Source organism: Bradyrhizobium sp. LTSP885 (assembly GCF_000938305.1).
GTDB lineage: Bacteria > Pseudomonadota > Alphaproteobacteria > Rhizobiales > Xanthobacteraceae > Bradyrhizobium.
In genome coordinates, this window is record NZ_JYMT01000020.1 from 77,098 (window position 1) to 94,979 (window position 17,882).

At 63.4% G+C, this 17,882-nt stretch carries 16 protein-coding genes; 4 read left to right on the forward strand and 12 right to left on the reverse strand.

Annotated features, from left to right (window positions below; all coding sequences use genetic code 11):
* Window positions 1–82 precede the first annotated feature (82 nt).
* From UP09_RS13505 to UP09_RS13530, 6 genes are all read right to left on the reverse strand, one after another.
* Window positions 83–853, reverse strand: a complete 771-nt coding sequence (locus UP09_RS13505) for an esterase/lipase family protein (protein WP_044538687.1) — start codon at window positions 851–853, stop codon at window positions 83–85.
* A gap of 202 nt (window positions 854–1,055) precedes the next feature.
* Window positions 1,056–2,339: a DUF445 domain-containing protein gene (locus tag UP09_RS13510; protein ID WP_044538688.1), complete on the reverse strand. Its 1,284-nt coding sequence runs from the start codon at window positions 2,337–2,339 to the stop codon at window positions 1,056–1,058.
* A 222-nt stretch (window positions 2,340–2,561) separates the two neighbouring features.
* Entirely contained in the window at window positions 2,562–3,038 is a 477-nt protein-coding gene (locus UP09_RS13515; RefSeq protein WP_044538689.1) for a phasin, read from the reverse strand.
* Between the two features lie 187 nt (window positions 3,039–3,225).
* Complete coding sequence (locus UP09_RS13520) at window positions 3,226–3,819, reverse strand: GNAT family N-acetyltransferase (protein ID WP_044538690.1); 594 nt, start codon at window positions 3,817–3,819, stop codon at window positions 3,226–3,228.
* The gene (locus UP09_RS13525) at window positions 3,816–4,898 is read right to left on the reverse strand and encodes a PHA/PHB synthase family protein (protein ID WP_044538691.1); all 1,083 of its coding nucleotides are present in this window, start codon (window positions 4,896–4,898) and stop codon (window positions 3,816–3,818) included. The genes UP09_RS13520 and UP09_RS13525 overlap by 4 nt, the downstream gene beginning before the upstream one ends.
* A complete protein-coding gene (locus UP09_RS13530; RefSeq protein WP_044538692.1) occupies window positions 4,895–5,278 on the reverse strand; it encodes a hypothetical protein in 384 nt (127 codons plus the stop codon). The genes UP09_RS13525 and UP09_RS13530 overlap by 4 nt, the downstream gene beginning before the upstream one ends.
* A 171-nt stretch (window positions 5,279–5,449) precedes the next feature.
* Between UP09_RS13530 and UP09_RS13535 the strand changes: the two genes are divergently transcribed.
* Together UP09_RS13535 and UP09_RS13540 are read left to right on the forward strand one after the other, a co-directional pair.
* The gene (locus tag UP09_RS13535) at window positions 5,450–6,376 is read left to right on the forward strand and encodes an alpha/beta fold hydrolase (protein WP_082070124.1); all 927 of its coding nucleotides are present in this window, start codon (window positions 5,450–5,452) and stop codon (window positions 6,374–6,376) included.
* Between the two features lie 103 nt (window positions 6,377–6,479).
* The gene (locus UP09_RS13540; RefSeq protein WP_044538693.1) at window positions 6,480–6,947 is read left to right on the forward strand and encodes a nuclear transport factor 2 family protein; all 468 of its coding nucleotides are present in this window, start codon (window positions 6,480–6,482) and stop codon (window positions 6,945–6,947) included.
* Window positions 6,948–7,083: 136 nt separating this feature from the next.
* Here the strand turns inward: UP09_RS13540 and UP09_RS13545 are convergent, their stop codons facing one another.
* The 6 genes from UP09_RS13545 to UP09_RS13570 all read right to left on the reverse strand — a co-directional run bounded on the left by UP09_RS13545 (window position 7,084) and on the right by UP09_RS13570 (window position 14,793).
* Window positions 7,084–7,758, reverse strand: coding sequence for a spermidine synthase (locus tag UP09_RS13545; protein ID WP_044538694.1), 675 nt, complete (start codon window positions 7,756–7,758; stop codon window positions 7,084–7,086).
* Window positions 7,759–7,787: 29 nt separating this feature from the next.
* The gene (locus UP09_RS13550) at window positions 7,788–11,021 is read right to left on the reverse strand and encodes a bifunctional cytochrome P450/NADPH--P450 reductase (RefSeq protein WP_044538695.1); all 3,234 of its coding nucleotides are present in this window, start codon (window positions 11,019–11,021) and stop codon (window positions 7,788–7,790) included.
* 85 nt (window positions 11,022–11,106) lie between these two features.
* Window positions 11,107–12,102: an alpha/beta fold hydrolase gene (locus tag UP09_RS13555; RefSeq protein WP_044538696.1), complete on the reverse strand. Its 996-nt coding sequence runs from the start codon at window positions 12,100–12,102 to the stop codon at window positions 11,107–11,109.
* Window positions 12,103–12,111: 9 nt separating this feature from the next.
* Window positions 12,112–13,662, reverse strand: a complete 1,551-nt coding sequence (locus UP09_RS13560) for a WS/DGAT/MGAT family O-acyltransferase (RefSeq protein ID WP_044538697.1) — start codon at window positions 13,660–13,662, stop codon at window positions 12,112–12,114.
* A 76-nt stretch (window positions 13,663–13,738) separates the two neighbouring features.
* On the reverse strand, window positions 13,739–14,542 hold the full coding sequence (locus UP09_RS13565) for an alpha/beta fold hydrolase (protein ID WP_044538698.1): 804 nt from the start codon (window positions 14,540–14,542) through the stop codon (window positions 13,739–13,741).
* Window positions 14,539–14,793, reverse strand: coding sequence for a DUF6489 family protein (locus UP09_RS13570; protein WP_044538699.1), 255 nt, complete (start codon window positions 14,791–14,793; stop codon window positions 14,539–14,541). The genes UP09_RS13565 and UP09_RS13570 overlap by 4 nt, the downstream gene beginning before the upstream one ends.
* Before the next feature lie 388 nt (window positions 14,794–15,181).
* Between UP09_RS13570 and UP09_RS13575 the strand changes: the two genes are divergently transcribed.
* Both UP09_RS13575 and UP09_RS13580 read left to right on the forward strand, forming a co-directional pair.
* A complete protein-coding gene (locus UP09_RS13575; RefSeq protein WP_044538700.1) occupies window positions 15,182–16,780 on the forward strand; it encodes an ABC transporter substrate-binding protein in 1,599 nt (532 codons plus the stop codon).
* A 116-nt stretch (window positions 16,781–16,896) separates the two neighbouring features.
* Window positions 16,897–17,877, forward strand: coding sequence for an ABC transporter permease (locus tag UP09_RS13580; protein ID WP_044538701.1), 981 nt, complete (start codon window positions 16,897–16,899; stop codon window positions 17,875–17,877).
* The last annotated feature ends 5 nt before the right edge of the window (window positions 17,878–17,882 follow it).

Sequence of the window (17,882 nt, forward strand, 5' to 3'; positions counted from 1 at the left end):
GACTCCCCCTCACCCGGATTGCATCTGCGATGCAATCCGACCTCTCCCCGCAAGCGGGGCGAGGTAAGGGAAACGCCCGTCGTTACCTATTCGGATCCGGATAGACCATGCTGCGCCAGCCGCCGCGATCGAACGGGGCCCACTCGCCTTCCTTCTGCGCGAGGCGATCGGCGACCGCGTAGACGGCGGCCGGATGATGGCCCATGCCGCAATGGCTGCTCTCGACCTCGATGCTCTCGGTCGTGGCGGATGTCTGCTCCCGGCAGCCCTGCCACGCACAGATGCCGTCGGTGCGGCTGAAGACCGCGGTGGTCGGCACCGGCGGCGCGCCGGCGAGCGAACCGCCGAAACGGGCATCCTCTTCGTCGGCGCGGCGGCCGCTGGCCATCTCGTAGACGCGCCAGGCATTGGTCGCCTTCGGACCCGCTGCAAACGGGCTGCCGAGCGTGATCACCTGGCGTACGCGCTCCGGCATCATCTTGGCGAGCTGGCGTGCATAGAGACCGCCGAGGCTCCAGCCGACCAGCGAGACCTTGCGGCCGCTCGTCTCGTTCATCTCCCGCAGCAGATCGACCATCGCGTTCTGCACGCCATCACGAAGCCCGAGATTGCGGCCCTGGCGCCAGCCGCTGACGGCGTAGCCCTTGCTGTTGAGAAAGCTGCGCAGCGGACGGGTCGACGTGTCGGACGCAACGAGCCCGGGCAGCACCAGCACCGGATGGCCGTCGCCGCGTGGGGCCAGGCTCAACAGCGGCAACGCGCCGAGGAAGGCGCCGAGTTCATGAATGGCGCGGCCTTCCAGAAACATCAGTGTCCTGGACGGCGGGCGTAGCGTCTGCGCAGCAACGGACATTTCAACTCCTCTTCCGGCGTGGCCCTGAGGTCCCGGCAGCCGGCAATGGGTCAACAGGATAGGTCAAAGGGATTGACGCAAATCCGGCGGAATCGTTCCGCAACGCAACAATCTGTCGTGAAAAGCTAGGGAACCGATCACTTTCTTGCAAGCGCCCTAAGTCACATCCGCCACAACTAAAAGCGCTTCCGTGCCTAATCGGTCACAGCAGCCGCAGCACATATTCCAGCGTGTAAAGTGCAAGCCCGGCAAGCCCGCCGATCAGCGAGCCGTTGAAGCGGATGTACTGCAAATCCTTGCCGACATTGACCTCGATCAACGCGATCAACTGCTCCATGTCCCAGCTCTTCATCTGGTCGGCGATGAAGGTCGAGACGCCACTTTTTTGCTCGGCGACGACCGTGCGCAGAATCGCGGCCAGCCCCTGGTTGATCTCGCCGCGCAGCTCGGCGTCGCCGGCCAGCGCCTCGCCGGCCTCGGTGAACATTCTTGCGAGTTGATGCTGCAGCACCTGCGACTCGCCCGAGGCGCTGCGCTCGATGAAATCCTTGACGTTGGCCCAGATGGTGCGGCCGAGATTGGCAAGCTCCGGCCGCGCCATCAGGTCGCGCTTGAGGCCCTCGATGCGATCGGCGAACGCCTGGTCGCTGCCGAGCCGGTCGACAAAGGACAGCAGCATGCGATCGAATTCGCCGCGGAACGGATGCTTCGGGTCATCGCGCACTTCCTCGAAGAACTTCGTGGCCGAGGCGATGATCCGGTTCACCACGAACTTGTCGGCGCGGTAGAGCCTAAGCAGCGTCGGCATCTCGGCGCGAACCTTGTCGCGGATCAGCGCCATGGTCTCCTGCTGCGTCAGCGTCTGATGCATCGCGCGCAGGATGTCGTCGAGCAGGCCCGCATGCTTGCCCTCCTGCACGAAGCCGCGCAGTGCGCCGGCCGCAAGCGGCGCCAGATCGACCGAGAGAATCTGCGTCGTGATGCGGCGGCTGATGAACTGCATCAGGCCTGACGACTCGGTCGCCGACAACGCCTCGGGCAGCATCCGCAACACGAAGCGCGCCAGATCCTCGGCCCGCTTGCGGTCGCGGAGCCAGTCGGCGATGAAGCTGCCGAAGTCGATCTCGCGCAGCTTGGCGTCGACCGGCCCACTGTCGAGGAAGTTCGTCTCGATGAATTCGCCGAGCTTCTCGGCGATGCGCTGCTGGTTGCTCTGGATGATGGCAGTGTGCGGGATCGGCAGTCCCAGCGGCCGCTTGAACAGGGCGACGACGGCATACCAGTCGGCGAGCCCGCCGATCGTCGCGGCCTCCGCGAACGCCGCGATGAAGCCGAAGGCGGGATGCATAGGCAGCAGCGCCTTCGAAGCGATGAAGATGACGAAGGTCGCCGCCAGCACGCCCGTCGCCAGCCACTTCACGCGCCGCAGCTCGGCCGCGCGTTCGACATCGACGGGAGTTGCGCTGAGGGCGGCGGGAAGGGTCATGGGACTTTTCGTAGGGACAAATGCATTAAGCCGGAGCGCACCGCCCCCATTATCGTCATTCCGGAGCGTGCGAAGCACGAATCCGGAATCTCGAGATTCCGGATCGCCGCTTCGCGTCGTCCGGAATGACGGAAGATACGACGACGATCTATGGCGCGGCGCCCAAAAAAGAAGGCCCGCGAAACGGCGGGCCTTCGAATTGGTCAGTTGGTCGGATCGCGATCAGGCGGTCTTGGTATAGACCTTGGCGAAATTGTCCTGCGCGGTCTTGGCACCGTCGGCGACGAGCTTGCCGAAATACTCGGTGGTCGCCTTCGCCCGCGAGACGAACAGTTCGCCACGCGCACGGACCATTTCCGACTGGATCTGGGCAGCTTCGCTCAGCGACTTCGCCGAAGCGAGCTTGTCGATGCCGGAGAAGAACGCTTCCGCGTCCTGGAAGATCGCCTGCTGGATGTTACGGCTGATCTTGGCGGCCTCGGTCACCGAACCGGCAACGGCGGACTCGATCGCGGCAGTCACCTTCTCGGAGCCGGCATACGCATCGGCAGCGCGGGTCTTGGCGGTCTCGGCCTGCTTCTTCACGAACTCACGGGCGGCTTCCGGAACTTCCAGGTTCTGTAGCTTGGTGAACGCCTCGGTGACGGGCGCGAAGGCATCCTTGACGGTGTTCAGCACGGAATTGGTTTCGGTGGTCATTGGGGTCTCTCTCCATCCTCAGGTTTGAGCTATGGGCTCACCCCGTCCGGATTGGCCCGGGGCAAGAGTGTTGTGACACAGTTAATGGTGCATCGCAACATCAATGGTGCAGCGCGATATCACGAACGCGTGAGCAGCGTAAATATCCAGCAGATTGCCTGCGGAACCGGCGGCAAAAGGTGCCTAATTACTGTTGGACTGCCCCGGGAAGCCCATAGGCTTCCATCTGGGCCCGGACCTGCGCCACATTGTGCCCGAGCACAACGATGTCGTGGGTCTTGCCCTCGACGTCGCGGACGTGGTCGCGCAGCAGCGCCTCCGCCTTGAAGCCGAGGCTTTCGAACAACGCGATCGCCGCCCGCTGGTCGACGGTCATCTGCACCGAGAACTTCTCCAGCCCGGCCCCCAGCGCGATGGCAAAGGTCTCCTGCGACAGCGCCCGGCCGACGCCCTGCCCGCGGACATCCAGCGACACCACCATCCTGATTTCGCCGACATGGGGCGACCAGGAATGTGGGTCGCGCACCACCGTGCCGCAGCCCACCACCTTGCCCTCCTTGATCGCCAGCAGGCTCGTGATGTCGCCACGGTCGATCTCGTTGACCCAGGCCGACAGCACCTTCGGCTGGCTGATGTTGCGCGGCAGGAACAGCAGGTCATGCGTCGGCAGCTTTTGCGCGAAGGCGAGCACCGCGGCTTCGTCGGCCCGCGTCATCAGATGGAATTCGATGTCGCCCGCCTCGGTCTTGACGTGGCGCGGATAGGAACGTTGTTCGGTCATGTCGATCTCTTGCTCAACCAGGTATCCAGTTTCGGCCACAGCCGCTTGATCGCGTTGGCGCCGGCAACCAGTGAGACGTGACCGCCTTTCAGCATCACCTCCTCCTTGTCCTCGGAGCCGATCTTGGTGATCAGGTGCTTTGCCGCGTCATACGGCACGATATGGTCGTGCTCGGCGACCGCATGCAGGATCGGCACCTTGATGTTGGCGAGCTTCGCCTCGCGGCCGCCGACTGTCATGGTGTCGTTGAAGAGCTTGTTGTCCCACATCAGGTTCTTGACGGTCTGACGGAAATATTCGCCGGCCAGCGGCAGTGTGTCCGTGCCCCAGCGATCCATCATCCGGTAACCTTTGACGTATTCGTCGTTCCAGATGTTGTCCCACAACTGCACCTGGCTGAATACGCGCGACGCCGGCCGCAGCATATCGAACGAGGTCATGATCATGTCGCCCGGCACATTGCCAACGCTGTCCACGAGCTTGTCGACGTCGAAATATCGTCGGTCAGAGAAGCTCCGAAACAGCTTCATCTCGCGGAAGTCGATCGGCGTCGTGAAGCAGATCAGGTTCTTCATCGGCCCGTCGTTGAAGATCGAGGCGTAAAGCAGCGACAGCACACCGCCGAAGCAATAGCCGATGATCGAAACGTCGGTCTCGCCAGAATCCTGCTGCACGCGGCGGACGCAGTCCGGGATGAAGTCGAGGACGTAATCCTCCATCGCCAGCGATTTCTCCTCCGGCTTCGGCGCGGTCCAGTCCAGCATATAGACGTCATAGCCGCGCTTGAGCATGAACTCGATGAAGCTCTGGCCGGGCACCAGGTCGAGGATGTAGCCGCGGTTGGTGGTTGCCATCACGATCAGGATCGGCACGCGATAGACTTCGCTTGCCATCGGCCGGTAGTGATAGAGGTTCATGGTGCCGCGCGAAATCAGCACATCCTTCGGCGTCGAGCCGAGCGACGGACCGGAGCTCGATATATACTCGACACCCTTGATGCTGCGCTGGATCGCGCGTTGCACCTCGGACTGCACGCGCTCCGCGATCGAGCCGACGTCAAATCCTGTGGGAGCGTTCATTTTCGCTCTCCCTCCGGCGGTGGCTGTTTGGTGCGCGGCGGACGCTGGGTCGTGCCATAGCCGCCCTCCGGCGCCAGCGAGTTGTGGTGCACCTGCTGCAGCAGCGCCTTGATCTCGCTGAGCTGGCCTTCGATCGACTGGATGCGCTCGGCCATGCCGACGAGCTGGGCGCGGCTCGGCAGGTTCATCGCCAGCAGATATTTCTCCATCAATTCGCCAAGCTGCTTCTGCGCCCCTGCCGCGGCGCCGCTGGCCTGGTTCATCACGCGCGAAAATTCCGGCGATGCCATAAGCTGGTTGCCGAAGGAGTTGAACCCCTTCTCCATCTCGCCCATCATCGTCTGCCAGATCACGGCAGGGTCGTTGCCCTTGTCGGCCATTCGGCGTCCTCCACACCATCCCGAGCGCTTGCCGCGCTTCCGCTTGTTTGCGCCATACGACACCGTTCGCGTGGGGCGAGTCAACTGCACGGCGCGACCAGCGACACCGAAAGCCTTCTGCGCTGCGTCAAACCATGGCATAGAGGGTTTTGACCGCGATACCAGCAGGGGATGCCCGTGACCACGCTCGCCCATCAGCCGCCGCAAATCATCCGCGCCAATGGCATCGACATTTGCTACGAGATATTTGGGGATGCGAACGCGGAACCGCTGCTGCTGATCATGGGCCTCGGGGCTCAGATGATTCACTGGGACGACGATTTCTGCCGCCAGCTCGCCGCGCGCGGCTTTCGCGTTGTCCGATTCGACAACCGGGACATCGGCAAGTCCTCCCATATGAGCGGCGGCAAGCGCCTGACCCCGCTCGAACTGCTCAAGCTGCGCTTTCTGAAAATCCCGGTCGCGGCGCCCTACAAACTGGGCGACATGGCGCAGGATACTGTCGGGCTGATGGATAAACTCGGTATCAAATCGGCGCATGTGGTCGGCGCGTCGATGGGTGGCATGATCGCGCAGGAGATCGCGATCACGTTCCCGGAACGGGTGCGGTCGCTGACCTCGATCATGTCGACAACCGGCAATCCGAAAGTGCCGCCGCCGACCCGTGAGGCGACCGCGGTGCTGATGGCGCCGCCGCCGGCGACCAAGGAGGAGTATTTCGCGCGCTACGCGCAGACCTGGAAGGTGTTGCGCAACGGCTCGTTCCCCGAGGACGAAGCGCTCGACCCCGCGCGCGCCAGACGCACCTATGAGCGTGGCCTCAATCCGCCCGGCGTCGGCCGCCAGCTCCGCGCCATTCTTGCCTCAGGTAGCCGCAAGGCACGTTTGCGCAGCGTCAAGGCGCCGACGCTGGTGATCCATGGCACGGTCGATCCGCTGGTCAATCCCGAGGGCGGCAAGGACACCGCGGCCTCGATCCCCGGCGCAAAACTTGTGATGATCGAGGGCATGGGCCATGCGCTGCCGATTCCGATGTGGCCCGAGATCATCGACGCGATCGACAAGCACGCGCATGGGGCGACGGCCAAGGCCGCGTAAGGTGAGTTTCTCCGGGGTAACCATGTAAGCCCGAGGTGCGCTCTTCCGCGCGAGACGCGAAGCCTGTAGAGAGCGTGCGATCAGTCACCGGGAGCTTTCAGAGATGAACACCATTTTCCGGCTGCGGGCCGCCATCGCCGCCGCAATCTTTCTTGCGCTCGCTTCTCCGGCCGCGATGGCTGCGCCGAGCGAAGCCCAGCAAGAAGCCAACCGCAAGGCCGTGCTGGCCTTCTACGAGAAGGGGCTGAACCAGAAGGATGCCGACGCGGCGCTTGCCTATGTCGGCGACCGCTATGTGCAGCACAATCCGGGTGCCCCCGACGGTCCTGACGGCTTCCGCAAGTTCATTGCCTTCCTGCGCGAGAAATTCCCGAACTCGCACAGCGAGATCAAGCGCTCGTTCGTGGATGGCGACTACGTCATCCTCCACGTCCACGCGGTGCGCGAGCCCGGCACCCGCGGCAACGCGATCGTCGACATCTTCAAGCTGGAGAACGGCAAGATCGTCGAGCACTGGGATGTTGTGCAGCCGATCCCGGAGAATCCGGCGAACAGCAACACGATGTTCTGAGTGCCTAGCCCGGATGGAGCGGAGCGCAATCCGGGACACTTCGCACGCGGATCGACCGCCCCCGGATTGCGTGGAGCCTGTCATCGGGCGCGCATTCGCGCGACCCGTTGGCTCCATCCGGGCTACACGGCAAAGCCTATCCCTTCGTCGCGATCCAGATCACATGCCGTGCGCCGCCACCTTTGCCGGTGGCACGGACGGCAACTTCGTTGACCTCGAAACCGGCCTGGCGAAGCGATTTCGGGAACTTGGCATTCGGCCCGGACGACCAGACCGCGAGCACGCCGCCGCGCCGCAAAGCAGTGTGCGCGGTCTTCAGTCCGGCGACATCATACAACGCGTCATTGGCCTTGCGGGTCAGCGCTTCGGGGCCGTTGTCGACGTCGAGGAGGATCGCGTCGAAGGTGTGCTTATGTCGCTCGATGACATCGGCAACATCCCGTTCCTGGATGCTCACGCGCGGGTCGTTCAGGCTGTTGCCGAAGATCTCCGCCATCGGGCCGCGCGCCCAGGCGACGACCGCGGGCACCAGTTCGGCCACCACGATTTGCGCTTCGCTCCCGAGCACGGCGAGCGCAGCCCGCAGCGTAAAGCCCATGCCGAGGCCGCCGATGAGAAAATGCGGCTTCTTGATTTTTTCGATCTGCTTCGCAGCAAGCGTCGCCAGCGCAGCTTCCGAGCCCGACAGGCGGCTGTTCATCAACTCGTTGGTGCCGAGCATGATCGAGAATTCGCGGCCGCGCCGCATCAGACGCAATTCATCGTCAGTGCCGGGAATCCCCGCCGTGTCGATCTTTTCCCATGGAATCATGCGATGACGTTTAGCATGACCACCCTAGCTTACCCACCTGCCCAGACGTCGAGCACGTATCGATTCTTCGCGCCCATCTCCTCGATCCAGCGCGCGGCGGCGTCAGCATCGACACCGGAACGTTCTCGATAAATCGACATCAACGTCGCTTTGACGTCGGGTTCCATCTTCCCGCCATCACCGCAGACATAGATGATCGCGCCCTGCTGGATGAGCTCCCAGACCCGATCCTTCTCCGTGGCGACGAGATGCTGCACATAGGTCTTCGGCCCGTCGGCGCGTGAGAACGCGGTGTGCAGTTCCGCGACACCGTCGGCCGCGAACGCCTTCAGCTCGTCGGCATAGATGAAATCCTGCTCTGGATTCCGGCAGCCGAAGAACAGCATCGCGGGCCCGAGAGTCTTGCCCTGCGCCTTGCGGGCCGCGCGCTCCTGCAGGAAGCCGCGGAACGGCGCCAGTCCCGTGCCCGGCCCGATCATGATGATCGGCACGGCGTTTTCGTCGGGCAAGCGGAAGCCGGCCTTGGTTTCCTTCACGGTGGCGTGGACGGTATCGCCGGCGCGACGGCGCGCCAGATAGTTCGAGCAGACGCCCTTGTAGATGCCGCGCCCCGAGCTTGCGGGCGCCTCGACCACACCGACGGTGACGCTGCAGCGCTGCGCCTCGCCCGCCGGTGACGACGAGATCGAGTAATAGCGCGGCGCGAGCAGCGATAGCATCTCCAGGTAAAGGTGGAACGGCAGCTCGCAGGCCGGATATTCCTCGAGCAGATCGAATACCGATTTGCGCTTGGCCAGCACCTCGGCCCGGTAGCGCTCGGCGGAGGCATCGTCGTCGCCGACATAGGCCATCAGTTTTGGCTTGGTCATCGGGCAGCGGGTCTGCTCGGCCATGATCTGGATCTGCTTGCGGGTCGCAACCTGCTGGAGATCGACGAATTCGGTCAGCAGCCGCCCGACCGACACTGCGTTGCCGACCGGCAATTGCGCGCGGCGGCCCTCCGAGACCTGCAAACGGATCTGATCGGCCGGCAGGAAGCCGAAGCGGCGCGCGACGGAATCGACCAGCGTCGGGTCGTTGCGCGGCACCACGCTGAGGTGATCGCCAACGCGATATCTCAGGTTCGCCGGCAGCTCGACCTCGATATGCCGGGTCGACCTATCAGATGGATGGGCACCCGTCTTGGTCTGCAACTCGTTGTTGACCAGCACCTTCATCGGCACCGCGCCGCCTTGCGCCACGATGGTGTTGACCGCGCCTTGAGCCACCGGCTCGATCGCGTAGAGCGGCTCATCCTCGGCGGTCCGGGTGAAATTCCAATCGATGCCGAATTCCTTGGTTGCAACCTTCGCGGCCTCCGGGAACCATTTCTGGAACTGGCCGTCGAGATCGCTGCGCGCATCGCCTTCGCCGCGCGGATAGACGGCGCGCGCGCCATGCGCGGCAAGCTGCTCGTCGATGAAGCGCGGCACGGATTGATAGGTCGCCGCCCAATCGCTGTTGCCGCAGCCGAACACCGCGTAGCGCACCTTGGCAAAGGCATCCTTCGGCAGGTCGTCGCCGAGCCATTTGACGAACTGCGTGGCATTGTCGGGCGGTGCGCCATTGTAGGAGGCGCAGATGATCAGGACGCCGCCCTCCTCCGGCAGCTTGCCGACATAGTCGTCGAGCGGGCCAAGCCGTGTGGCAAAACCATTGATCTCGGAGAGATCGGCCATGCGCGTCGCGAGCTCCTCGGCCGAACCGAGGTTTGAGCCGTACAGCACCAGCATCGGTGTGTTGTGACCCGGGCGCGCGATCGGTGCGCGCGGCGCCGTTGGCGCGGCGGTGATGGCACCCACACTGCCGGCGAACGAGCCGCGATCCCTGTCGTCGCGCGGCCGTACCTTGATCTTGAAGCCGTCGGGCTTGACCGTCAGCGTCTCCTTCAGCTGCATCTGGTAGCGGTGGATGTCCATCAGCCTGAAGCGTTGCAGGATCATCCCGATCGCGAGCGCCGACTCATGCATCGCAAAACCGCGGCCGATACAGGCGCGCTGGCCGTTGCCAAACGGCTTCCAGGCGTTGATCGGGCGTTTGGCTTCAGCCTCGCGGCTGAAATTCTCCGGATCGAACACGTCGGGGTTCGGACCCCAGACCGAGGGGTCGCGGTGCAGCGCCATCACCAGGATGGTGATAAAGGTGTTCTTCCGGAGCTTGTATTTGCCGCCGATGGTTTCGTCGGCCAGCGGCGCGATGCCGTAGGCCGGCGCCGGCGGCCACAGCCGCAGCGCCTCCTTCAGGCATTGCGTGATGTAGGTGAGCTGCGTGACCTGCTGATAGGTCGGCCTGGCGTCGATGTCGGGCCCGAGGACGCGATCGACCTCCTCATAGGCCTTCTTCAGGATCTCCGGATGCTTCAGCAACGCGTAGATCGTGCACGACAGCAGACCGGACGTGGTCTCGTGGCCGGCAATCAGGAAGGTGTTGATCTGGTAGCGGATGTTGACGTCGTCGAGTTGCTCACCCGTAGAGCGGTCGACGCCGGTCATCATTGCCGCCAGCATGTCCTTCTTGTCGGAGGTCGCGTCGGTGTTGCCGCGCCGCTCGGCGATGATCTCGTCGACCATCCTGTTCATGAAGCCGACGTCTTCGGTGAGCGTCTTGCGCCGCTTCTGCATCCACAGCCCTTCGAGCGGCAGGCCGCGGGTCATCATGATGGTCTCGAGCGAGCGCACCAGCGATTCGACGAAGGGGTGGTAATCCCTGCGATAGAACGAATTGAAGCGGTAGTCGAAGCCGCAGAGGCCGATCGTATCGAGGGTCAGCGCCGTCATGTCGTGGACGACGTCGATCTCCTCGTCGGCGTTCAGCCGCTGCCATTTCTGGACGAGCTGCTCGGCAATATCGACCATGCTCGGGTGATAGGACTGCATGGCGCGGTTGCCGAACGGCTGCATCAATATGTTGTGCGCCTTGCTCCAGTTCGGCTCCCTGGTGTCGGCAGTAAACAACCCGTCGCCGCCGACCGCGCGCACCCGGCGCAGCGAACCGCGCACCGCCTTGTCGAAGCGCTTCTCGTCGGAGAGTTCCTCCACGAGGTCATGGCCGGAGACGATGACGATCGGCGCGCCCATCATGTCGAGCCAGAAGATCGGCCCGAGCTCCTTGGAAAGCCGTACCAGATCCTGCACGGGTGCGGTCGAATCCAGCGACAGCATGTTGCCGACCACCGGCTTCGTCGGCGGCTGCGGGATCGGACTCAGTCTGTTGCCGGACGCCATCTTGGAAGTTTCCCCCTGCCTGATCTCTCAACCGTCATTGCGAGGAGCGAAGCGACGAAGCAATGACGGCGCTAGTGTCTCGTCGTCACCCAAACCGTTTTCGACGCCACTCGATCAGCTTGGCGCTGACTTCTTCGGGCTTTTCCTGCTGCGTCCAATGGCCGCTGCCACGGACCAGGTACTTTTCCAGGTCCGGCACCAGTTTCTCCATCCCGTCGGCGGCCGACGGCGGCAGCACTGCGTCGTTCTCAGCCATGATCATCAGCGACGGCACGCGCACGTTATGGTCGAGCCCCACTGAGCGTTCCCAGTTGCGGGTGAAGTTGCGATACCAGTTGATGCCGCCGGTGAAGCCGGTTGTCGTGAAGGTATCGACGAACACCTTCTTCTCCTCCACTGAGAGGATCGGCGTCCGCGGATCGTGCTTGGCGTCATAGTTCGCGATCATCTGCGGAAACGCCAGGTTAAGCCGCGCTGAGGCGCCGACGCCGGCGATCGGCGTTTCCTCCGGAGTGCCTGGTGGGCGCGCGACCGGCTTGCGCATAAAGGCGTCGAAGGTCTGCTCGACGCGGCTGCCGAAGATACGGTCGGGCTCCCGCGCCGGATCCTGGAACTGGACGATATACATCTGGTCGCCGAAGCGCTGGCGGAACAACGCGATCGGATCAACCGGCGCGCGATCCCAATGCGGCGTGTTGACGCCGACGACGCCGGCGACCCGCGACGGGTGCCGCAGCGGCATCTGCCAGACGACAAAGCCGCCCCAGTCGTGGCCGACAAAGATCGCCTTGTCGATCTTGAGATGATCGAGCAGGCCGACGAGGTCGTCGGTCAGATGCTCCATATCATAGGCCTCGACCGGCTCGGGGCGGTCGGTCGCGCCGTAGCCACGTTGATCCGGCGCAATCACCCTGATTCCGGCGTCCCCCAGCGCCTTGATCTGGTGACGCCAGGAGAAGGCAAGCTCCGGCCAGCCGTGGCACAGCACCACCGGCGGCGTGTCGGTCTTCGGACCGGCTTCATAAAACCCCATACGGATGCCGTTCGTCTCGGCGAACTGCAGCGGCGGCATTTCAATCATTGCAAAATCCTACTCGGCCGCGCCTTTGATGTCGGCAGGCGGAGGCGCGAACGCCGCCTCGAGTGCATCGAATTCGAGCGGCAGCATGTCGCACAAAACCTGCACATGGGGAATGACGTTGGCACCCACGATGAAGCCGAAATCGAGCTGGTCGCGATAGCTCTGCACGGTGATGTTGAGCGCGATGCCGTGGGTCGAGATCGAGACCGGGAAGATATGCAGCAGTTCCGCGCCGGCGGCGTACAGCGTCTGCCGCGGGCCCGGCACGTTCGATACCGTGATGTTGGTCGCCGGCGGCAGCACGTTGGACAGGTCGGAGCGGCTGTAAAGCAGCGCCATGATCTGCACCAGGATCGGCGTGCCCAGCATCGAGATGTTGGAGACCTGCGGCATCAGGGCGCGCAGCGGATGCGACATTTCCTTGGACTTGGTCGATTGCGCGATGATGGTCTCCAGCCGCCGCTTGGGGTCTTCGACGTCCGTCGCGATCGAACAGATCATGCCGAACACCTGGTTGTTGGAGTCGGCGTTGCCCTCCTCACGCAGCGAGATCGGGACGCCTGCCGTGAGCGACTTGTTCGGCAGCGCGCCCTGGCTGATCAGATAACGCCGCACCACGCCGGAGGCGATCGCGAGCACGACGTCGTTGAGCTTGCCGCCGGACGCCTTCGCCACCGCCTTGGCGCGCGACAGCGAGATCGAGGTGCCGGCAAAACTGCGCTCCGATGAGATCGCCTTGTTGAGGATGGTCGGCGGCGAGGACATCGACTGCAGGCTCTCGCGCGATTTGGGGTCCGCGACCTTGGCCACAACATCGGACAGGCTCTTCAACATGGTCGGCATGGCGCCGGCGAACTTCACCGCGCTCTCGATCTGGAACATGGCGTTGTCGAACAGAATCGAGCCGAGGTCACTCTTGCCCGAGCGCGGCAACTCCAGGCTCTTCTTCGCGGTGGCCGCCGCCTCGAATGGCTGGGTCCAGAGCTGCTGGTAGGCATCGATCAAATTGGCTGCGATATCGCGCGGCTCGGGCGCCACCTTCCTGGCCGCCGGCGGATCGATCTCCCGCGGCACCGGTGTCACGTCGTAGATCATGCTGGTCAGCGCGGCGCCCGCGCCACCGTCGATGCAGGCATGGTGCATCTTGGAATAGAGCCCGATCTCGTTGTCCTTCATGCCCTCGAAGACGTAGAACTCCCAGAGCGGGCGGGCGCGGTTCAACAGCTTGGCGTGCATCCAGCCGACGATGCGCTCGAGTGTCGCGCGATCACGCGGCGCGGGCAGGCTGGCGCGGAAGATGTGACGGTCGATGTCGAACTGGTCGTCCTCGACCCAGGACGGATGGTCGATGTCGAGCGGCGCCTTCTGCAGGCGCGCTTTGAGGATCGGCGCGATATGCAGCCGCGAGGCGAGCATCGCCTTGAACTCCTCGAAGAAGTCGCCCTTGTAGCCCTCGGGCAGGCGAAAGATCGCCATGCTGCCGACATGCATCGGCATTTCCGGCGTTTCCAGATAGAGAAACGATGCGTCCAGCGAGGACAGCTTCTTGGCGTCGCTCATGATTTCCTCCAGAGAATCAACCGATACGGGCGCCTTTGCGGCGCTTCTCGTCATTTAGTCAGGACGGTGTCTGCAGTCAGGATAGTGCCTGTTCCGCAGGCCCATAGGCAATGGCAAAGGGACCGGACCGGTCAAAATGCCGGAACTCGCCTTCCGGCTGCGCCAGCCGGTCGGCGATCGCCCAGAGGGCCGCCGGGTTGACGCCAAGCCCGACATGGCTGGCGAGATGCACCTCGATATTCTCCGCGGTCGCCGATGGCCGCAACTGGGTGGTACGCCAGTTCACGACGCCGTCGGTACGCGAATAGATCGAGGTCGCGGGCACCGGCATGTCGCCGGCGATCGCCTCGCGGATCTCGGGGATGTCGTTCACCCCTTCACCGGACAATAGCTCATAGAGCCGCGTCGCATTGGTGGCGCGGATGTCATCGGCAAACGGACTGCCGAGCGTGATGACCGAGCGCACCAGGTCCGGCATCTGCAGCGCGAGATCGCGCGCATAGACGCCACCTAAGCTCCAGCCGATGATCGAGACCTTGCGCCCGGATGCCTCATGGATCCGCTTCAGGAGATCGCGCAGCGCGCCCCGCTTGGAGGCGACGCCGCCGAGATTGCGGCCCAGGTTCCAGGCATGGGCGTCATAGCCGAGCTCCTTCAGATAGCGCCGCATCGGCGCCATCGACAGGTCGCTGGCCAGGAAGCCCGGCAACGCGAGCACCGGATGGCCGTCGCCCTTTGGCGCCTGCATCAGCAGCGGCGACAGCAACAGGCTCGTGTTGAACTCGAGCACGCTGCGCGCCTCGGCCAGCATCAGGAACAGGCCCGGCGGGCGCAACCGGCGTTCGGTCACCTCAGCGCTCCCGTCCGTGCCGGCCACTATTTCTTGTCCTTCTTGCCGATGCCGCCGAGGCCGGCCATCGTCACGAACATGTCCTGGAAGCGTTCGGCTATCTTCGGATCGAAAGTGAACCAGCTTTGGATCAGGGCCTCAGGCGAGACCTTGTCGATGTTCGAGATCATCTGCTGCTGCAGTCTGTCCATGACCGCGGCCTGCATCGGCGCCACGTCCGGCAAGCCCATGAACTGTCGCGCTTCGATCGGCGTACAATCTATCTCGACATTGACCTTCATGTCCGCCTCCTCAAATGCGCCTGACCCGCCTCAGTATCGCCGCGACAGGGTGAGTCATGCAAGCGACCCCAACCCACCCCCGGACCCAGTCAGCCTCAATCACCCGTTATGGTCAACCAAACCGGCGCCGCTGGCGGGCGGTTCGGTGACCGGTCCGAACGTCAGGCCATGGTGCTGGCGGCCGAAATGAACGTTGGCACTCCGAAAGTTGAATGTCACGCGCTTGCGGTGACCGCGTATCCTCAAATCCCAGTCATTGCGCTGCGCCCGCGCAAACCGGTTAACCCTTTGGGAAATCGCGCTTGCGCGTCGGGCAAACTCTGGCAACATGGACGACAATACCGACCGGGCGTGTGCAACCGGCGGACAATAGCGGGAACGGGGTCAGATGTCGGTACGTTGGAGTTTGGTTGCAGCGACAACAGTCGCGCTGGTCGCATGGGCTGTGCCGGCATCGGCCCAGACATTGCGCTACGCCAACCAGGGCGAACTCAAATCGCTCGATCCCTATACGCTGAAGGAAACCACGACCATCGCCCACCACGCCCATGTCTATGAAGGGTTGGTCGCGCGCGACAAGGATTTGAAGATCATCCCGGCATTGGCGGAAAGCTGGGAGACGCCAAGCCCGACCAAATGGCGCTTTCATCTGCGCAAGGGCGTGAAATTCCACAATGGCGATCCCTTCACCGCCGACGACGTGCTGTTCTCCGCCGATCGCGTCCGCGCCAAGGGCTCCAACTTCCTCAGCAACGTTCCGGGCGACGCCAAGTTCACCAAGGTCGACGACTATACGGTCGACGTGACGCTGGACTCGCCCAATCCCATCCTGACCTCGCAGTGGGATAGCTGGTTCATCATGGACAAGAAGTGGTGCGAGGACAACAACGCGGTCGCGCCGACGCCGGCCTCCGCGACCACGCCGAGCTACGCTGCACTGCACGAGAACGGCACCGGCGCCTTCATGATCGAAAGCCACCAGCCCGGCGTGAAGACCGTCTTCAAGGTGTATCCGGATTACTGGCGCAAGCCGGAGCATAATCTGAAGGAGATCATTTTCACCTCGATTGGCTCCGACGCCACAAGGGTCGCCGCGCTGCTCTCGGGCGACGTCGACGTGATCGAGCCGGTTCCGATCCAGGACATCCAGCGCGTCAATTCAAGCGGCAATGCCACCGTCCTGACCGGACCGGAAATCCGCACCCTCTTCATCGGCATGGACGTGGCGCGCGATGAGCTTCTGTACTCGAACGTCAAGGGCAAGAACCCGTTCAAGGACATCCGCGTCCGCGAAGCCTTCTACAAGACCATAGATGTCGAGCTGATCAAGACCCGCGTCATGCGGGGGTTGTCGACCCCCTCGGTGCTGATGGTCGCACCGCAGCTCTACCCGCTGTCGAAGGAGTTCACCCGGCCGAAGCTGGATCCTGACGGAGCCAAGAAGCTGCTGGCCGACGCCGGCTATCCGAACGGCTTTGAAGTCACCATGGATTGCCCGAACGACCGCTACGTCAACGACGCCGCGATCTGCCAGGCCGTGGTCGGCATGCTGGCCCGCATCGGTGTCAAGGTGAACCTGCTGGCGCAGCCGAAGGCGCAGTATTTCGCCAAGGTGCTGAAGCCCGGCGGCTACCAGACCTCGCTCTTCATGCTCGGCTGGACGCCCGCCACCTCCGATTCGCACAACGTGCTTCACGACATCCTCGGCTGCCGTGACGATCCGAAGGATTCCACCCGCGGCGAAGCCAATCTCGGCGGCTATTGCAACAAGGAGGTCGACGCGCTCACCGACAAGGTGCTGGTCGAACCCGACACCGCCAAGCGTGATCAACTGATCAAGCAGGCCTACGAGATCGTCATCAAGGAATATGGCTACATCCCGCTGCACCAGCAGGCGCTGGCGTGGGGCGTATCGAACAAGGTCAAGCTGACCCAGCGCGCGGACAACCAGGTCCTGCTGTACTGGGCGACCAAACAAGGTGAGTAAGTGACGCCAACGAATTCGGTCCCGGAAGCCCCTGCTTCCGGGACTTGTCGTTTTCCGGCCGCGCAGCGTCGCGCGACTGGTTTGAAAACAAGTCTGAAAAGCAGTGAAAGGTAGAGATGCTCGCTTTCACTCTTCGCCGCGCGCTGCAGGCCATCGGCGTCATGATCGCTGTCGGCGTCATCTCGTTCGCGATGTTCCGCTTCGCGGGCGACCCCGTGAGCCAGATCGTCTCGATCGACACCTCGGCCGCGGAGCGTGCCTCGATCCGGCAGTCGCTCGGCCTCGACGATCCCGTGCTGGTGCAGTTCGGCCGCTACTTCATCAATGCCGCGCAGTTCAAGTTCGGCGTGTCCTATCAATTCCGCCTGCCGGTCGCTGACCTCTTGAAGGAGCGCCTGCCTGCGACTCTCGAACTTGCGGTCTGCGCCACCATTCTCGCCATGGTGTTCGGCATCCTGATGGGGGTCTATTCCGCGTTGCGGCGCGACACCGTCCTGGCCAAATTATTCCAGGCTGTTTCGCTGGTCGGCATCTCGCTGCCGACCTTCCTGATCGGTATCCTCCTGATCTATCTCTTCGCGGTGACGCTGGGCTGGCTGCCCTCCTTCGGCCGTGGCCAGGTGGTGAAGCTCGGCTGGTGGACCACCGGGCTTCTCACCCTCTCTGGCCTCAAGGCGCTGATCCTGCCGTCGATCACGCTCGGACTGTTCCAGATGACCCTGATCATGCGGCTGGTACGCGCCGAAATGCTGGAGGTGCTGCGCACCGATTACATCCGCTTCGCCCGTGCCCGCGGGCTGACCACCCGCGCGATCCATTTCGGCCATGCGCTGAAGAACACACTGGTTCCCGTCATCACGGTCGCCGGGCTGCAGTTTGGCTCGGTTATTGCATTTTCGATCATCACCGAAACCGTGTTCCAGTGGCCGGGCATGGGACTTCTGTTCGTGCAGGCCGTGCAAAACGTCGATATTCCGATCATGGCCGCGTATCTGTTGATGGTCTCGCTGATCTTCGTCACCATCAATCTCGTGGTCGATATCCTCTATACGGTGGTCGATCCGCGCTTGCGCGCCACCGTCAGCCGCGCGTCATAGGGATG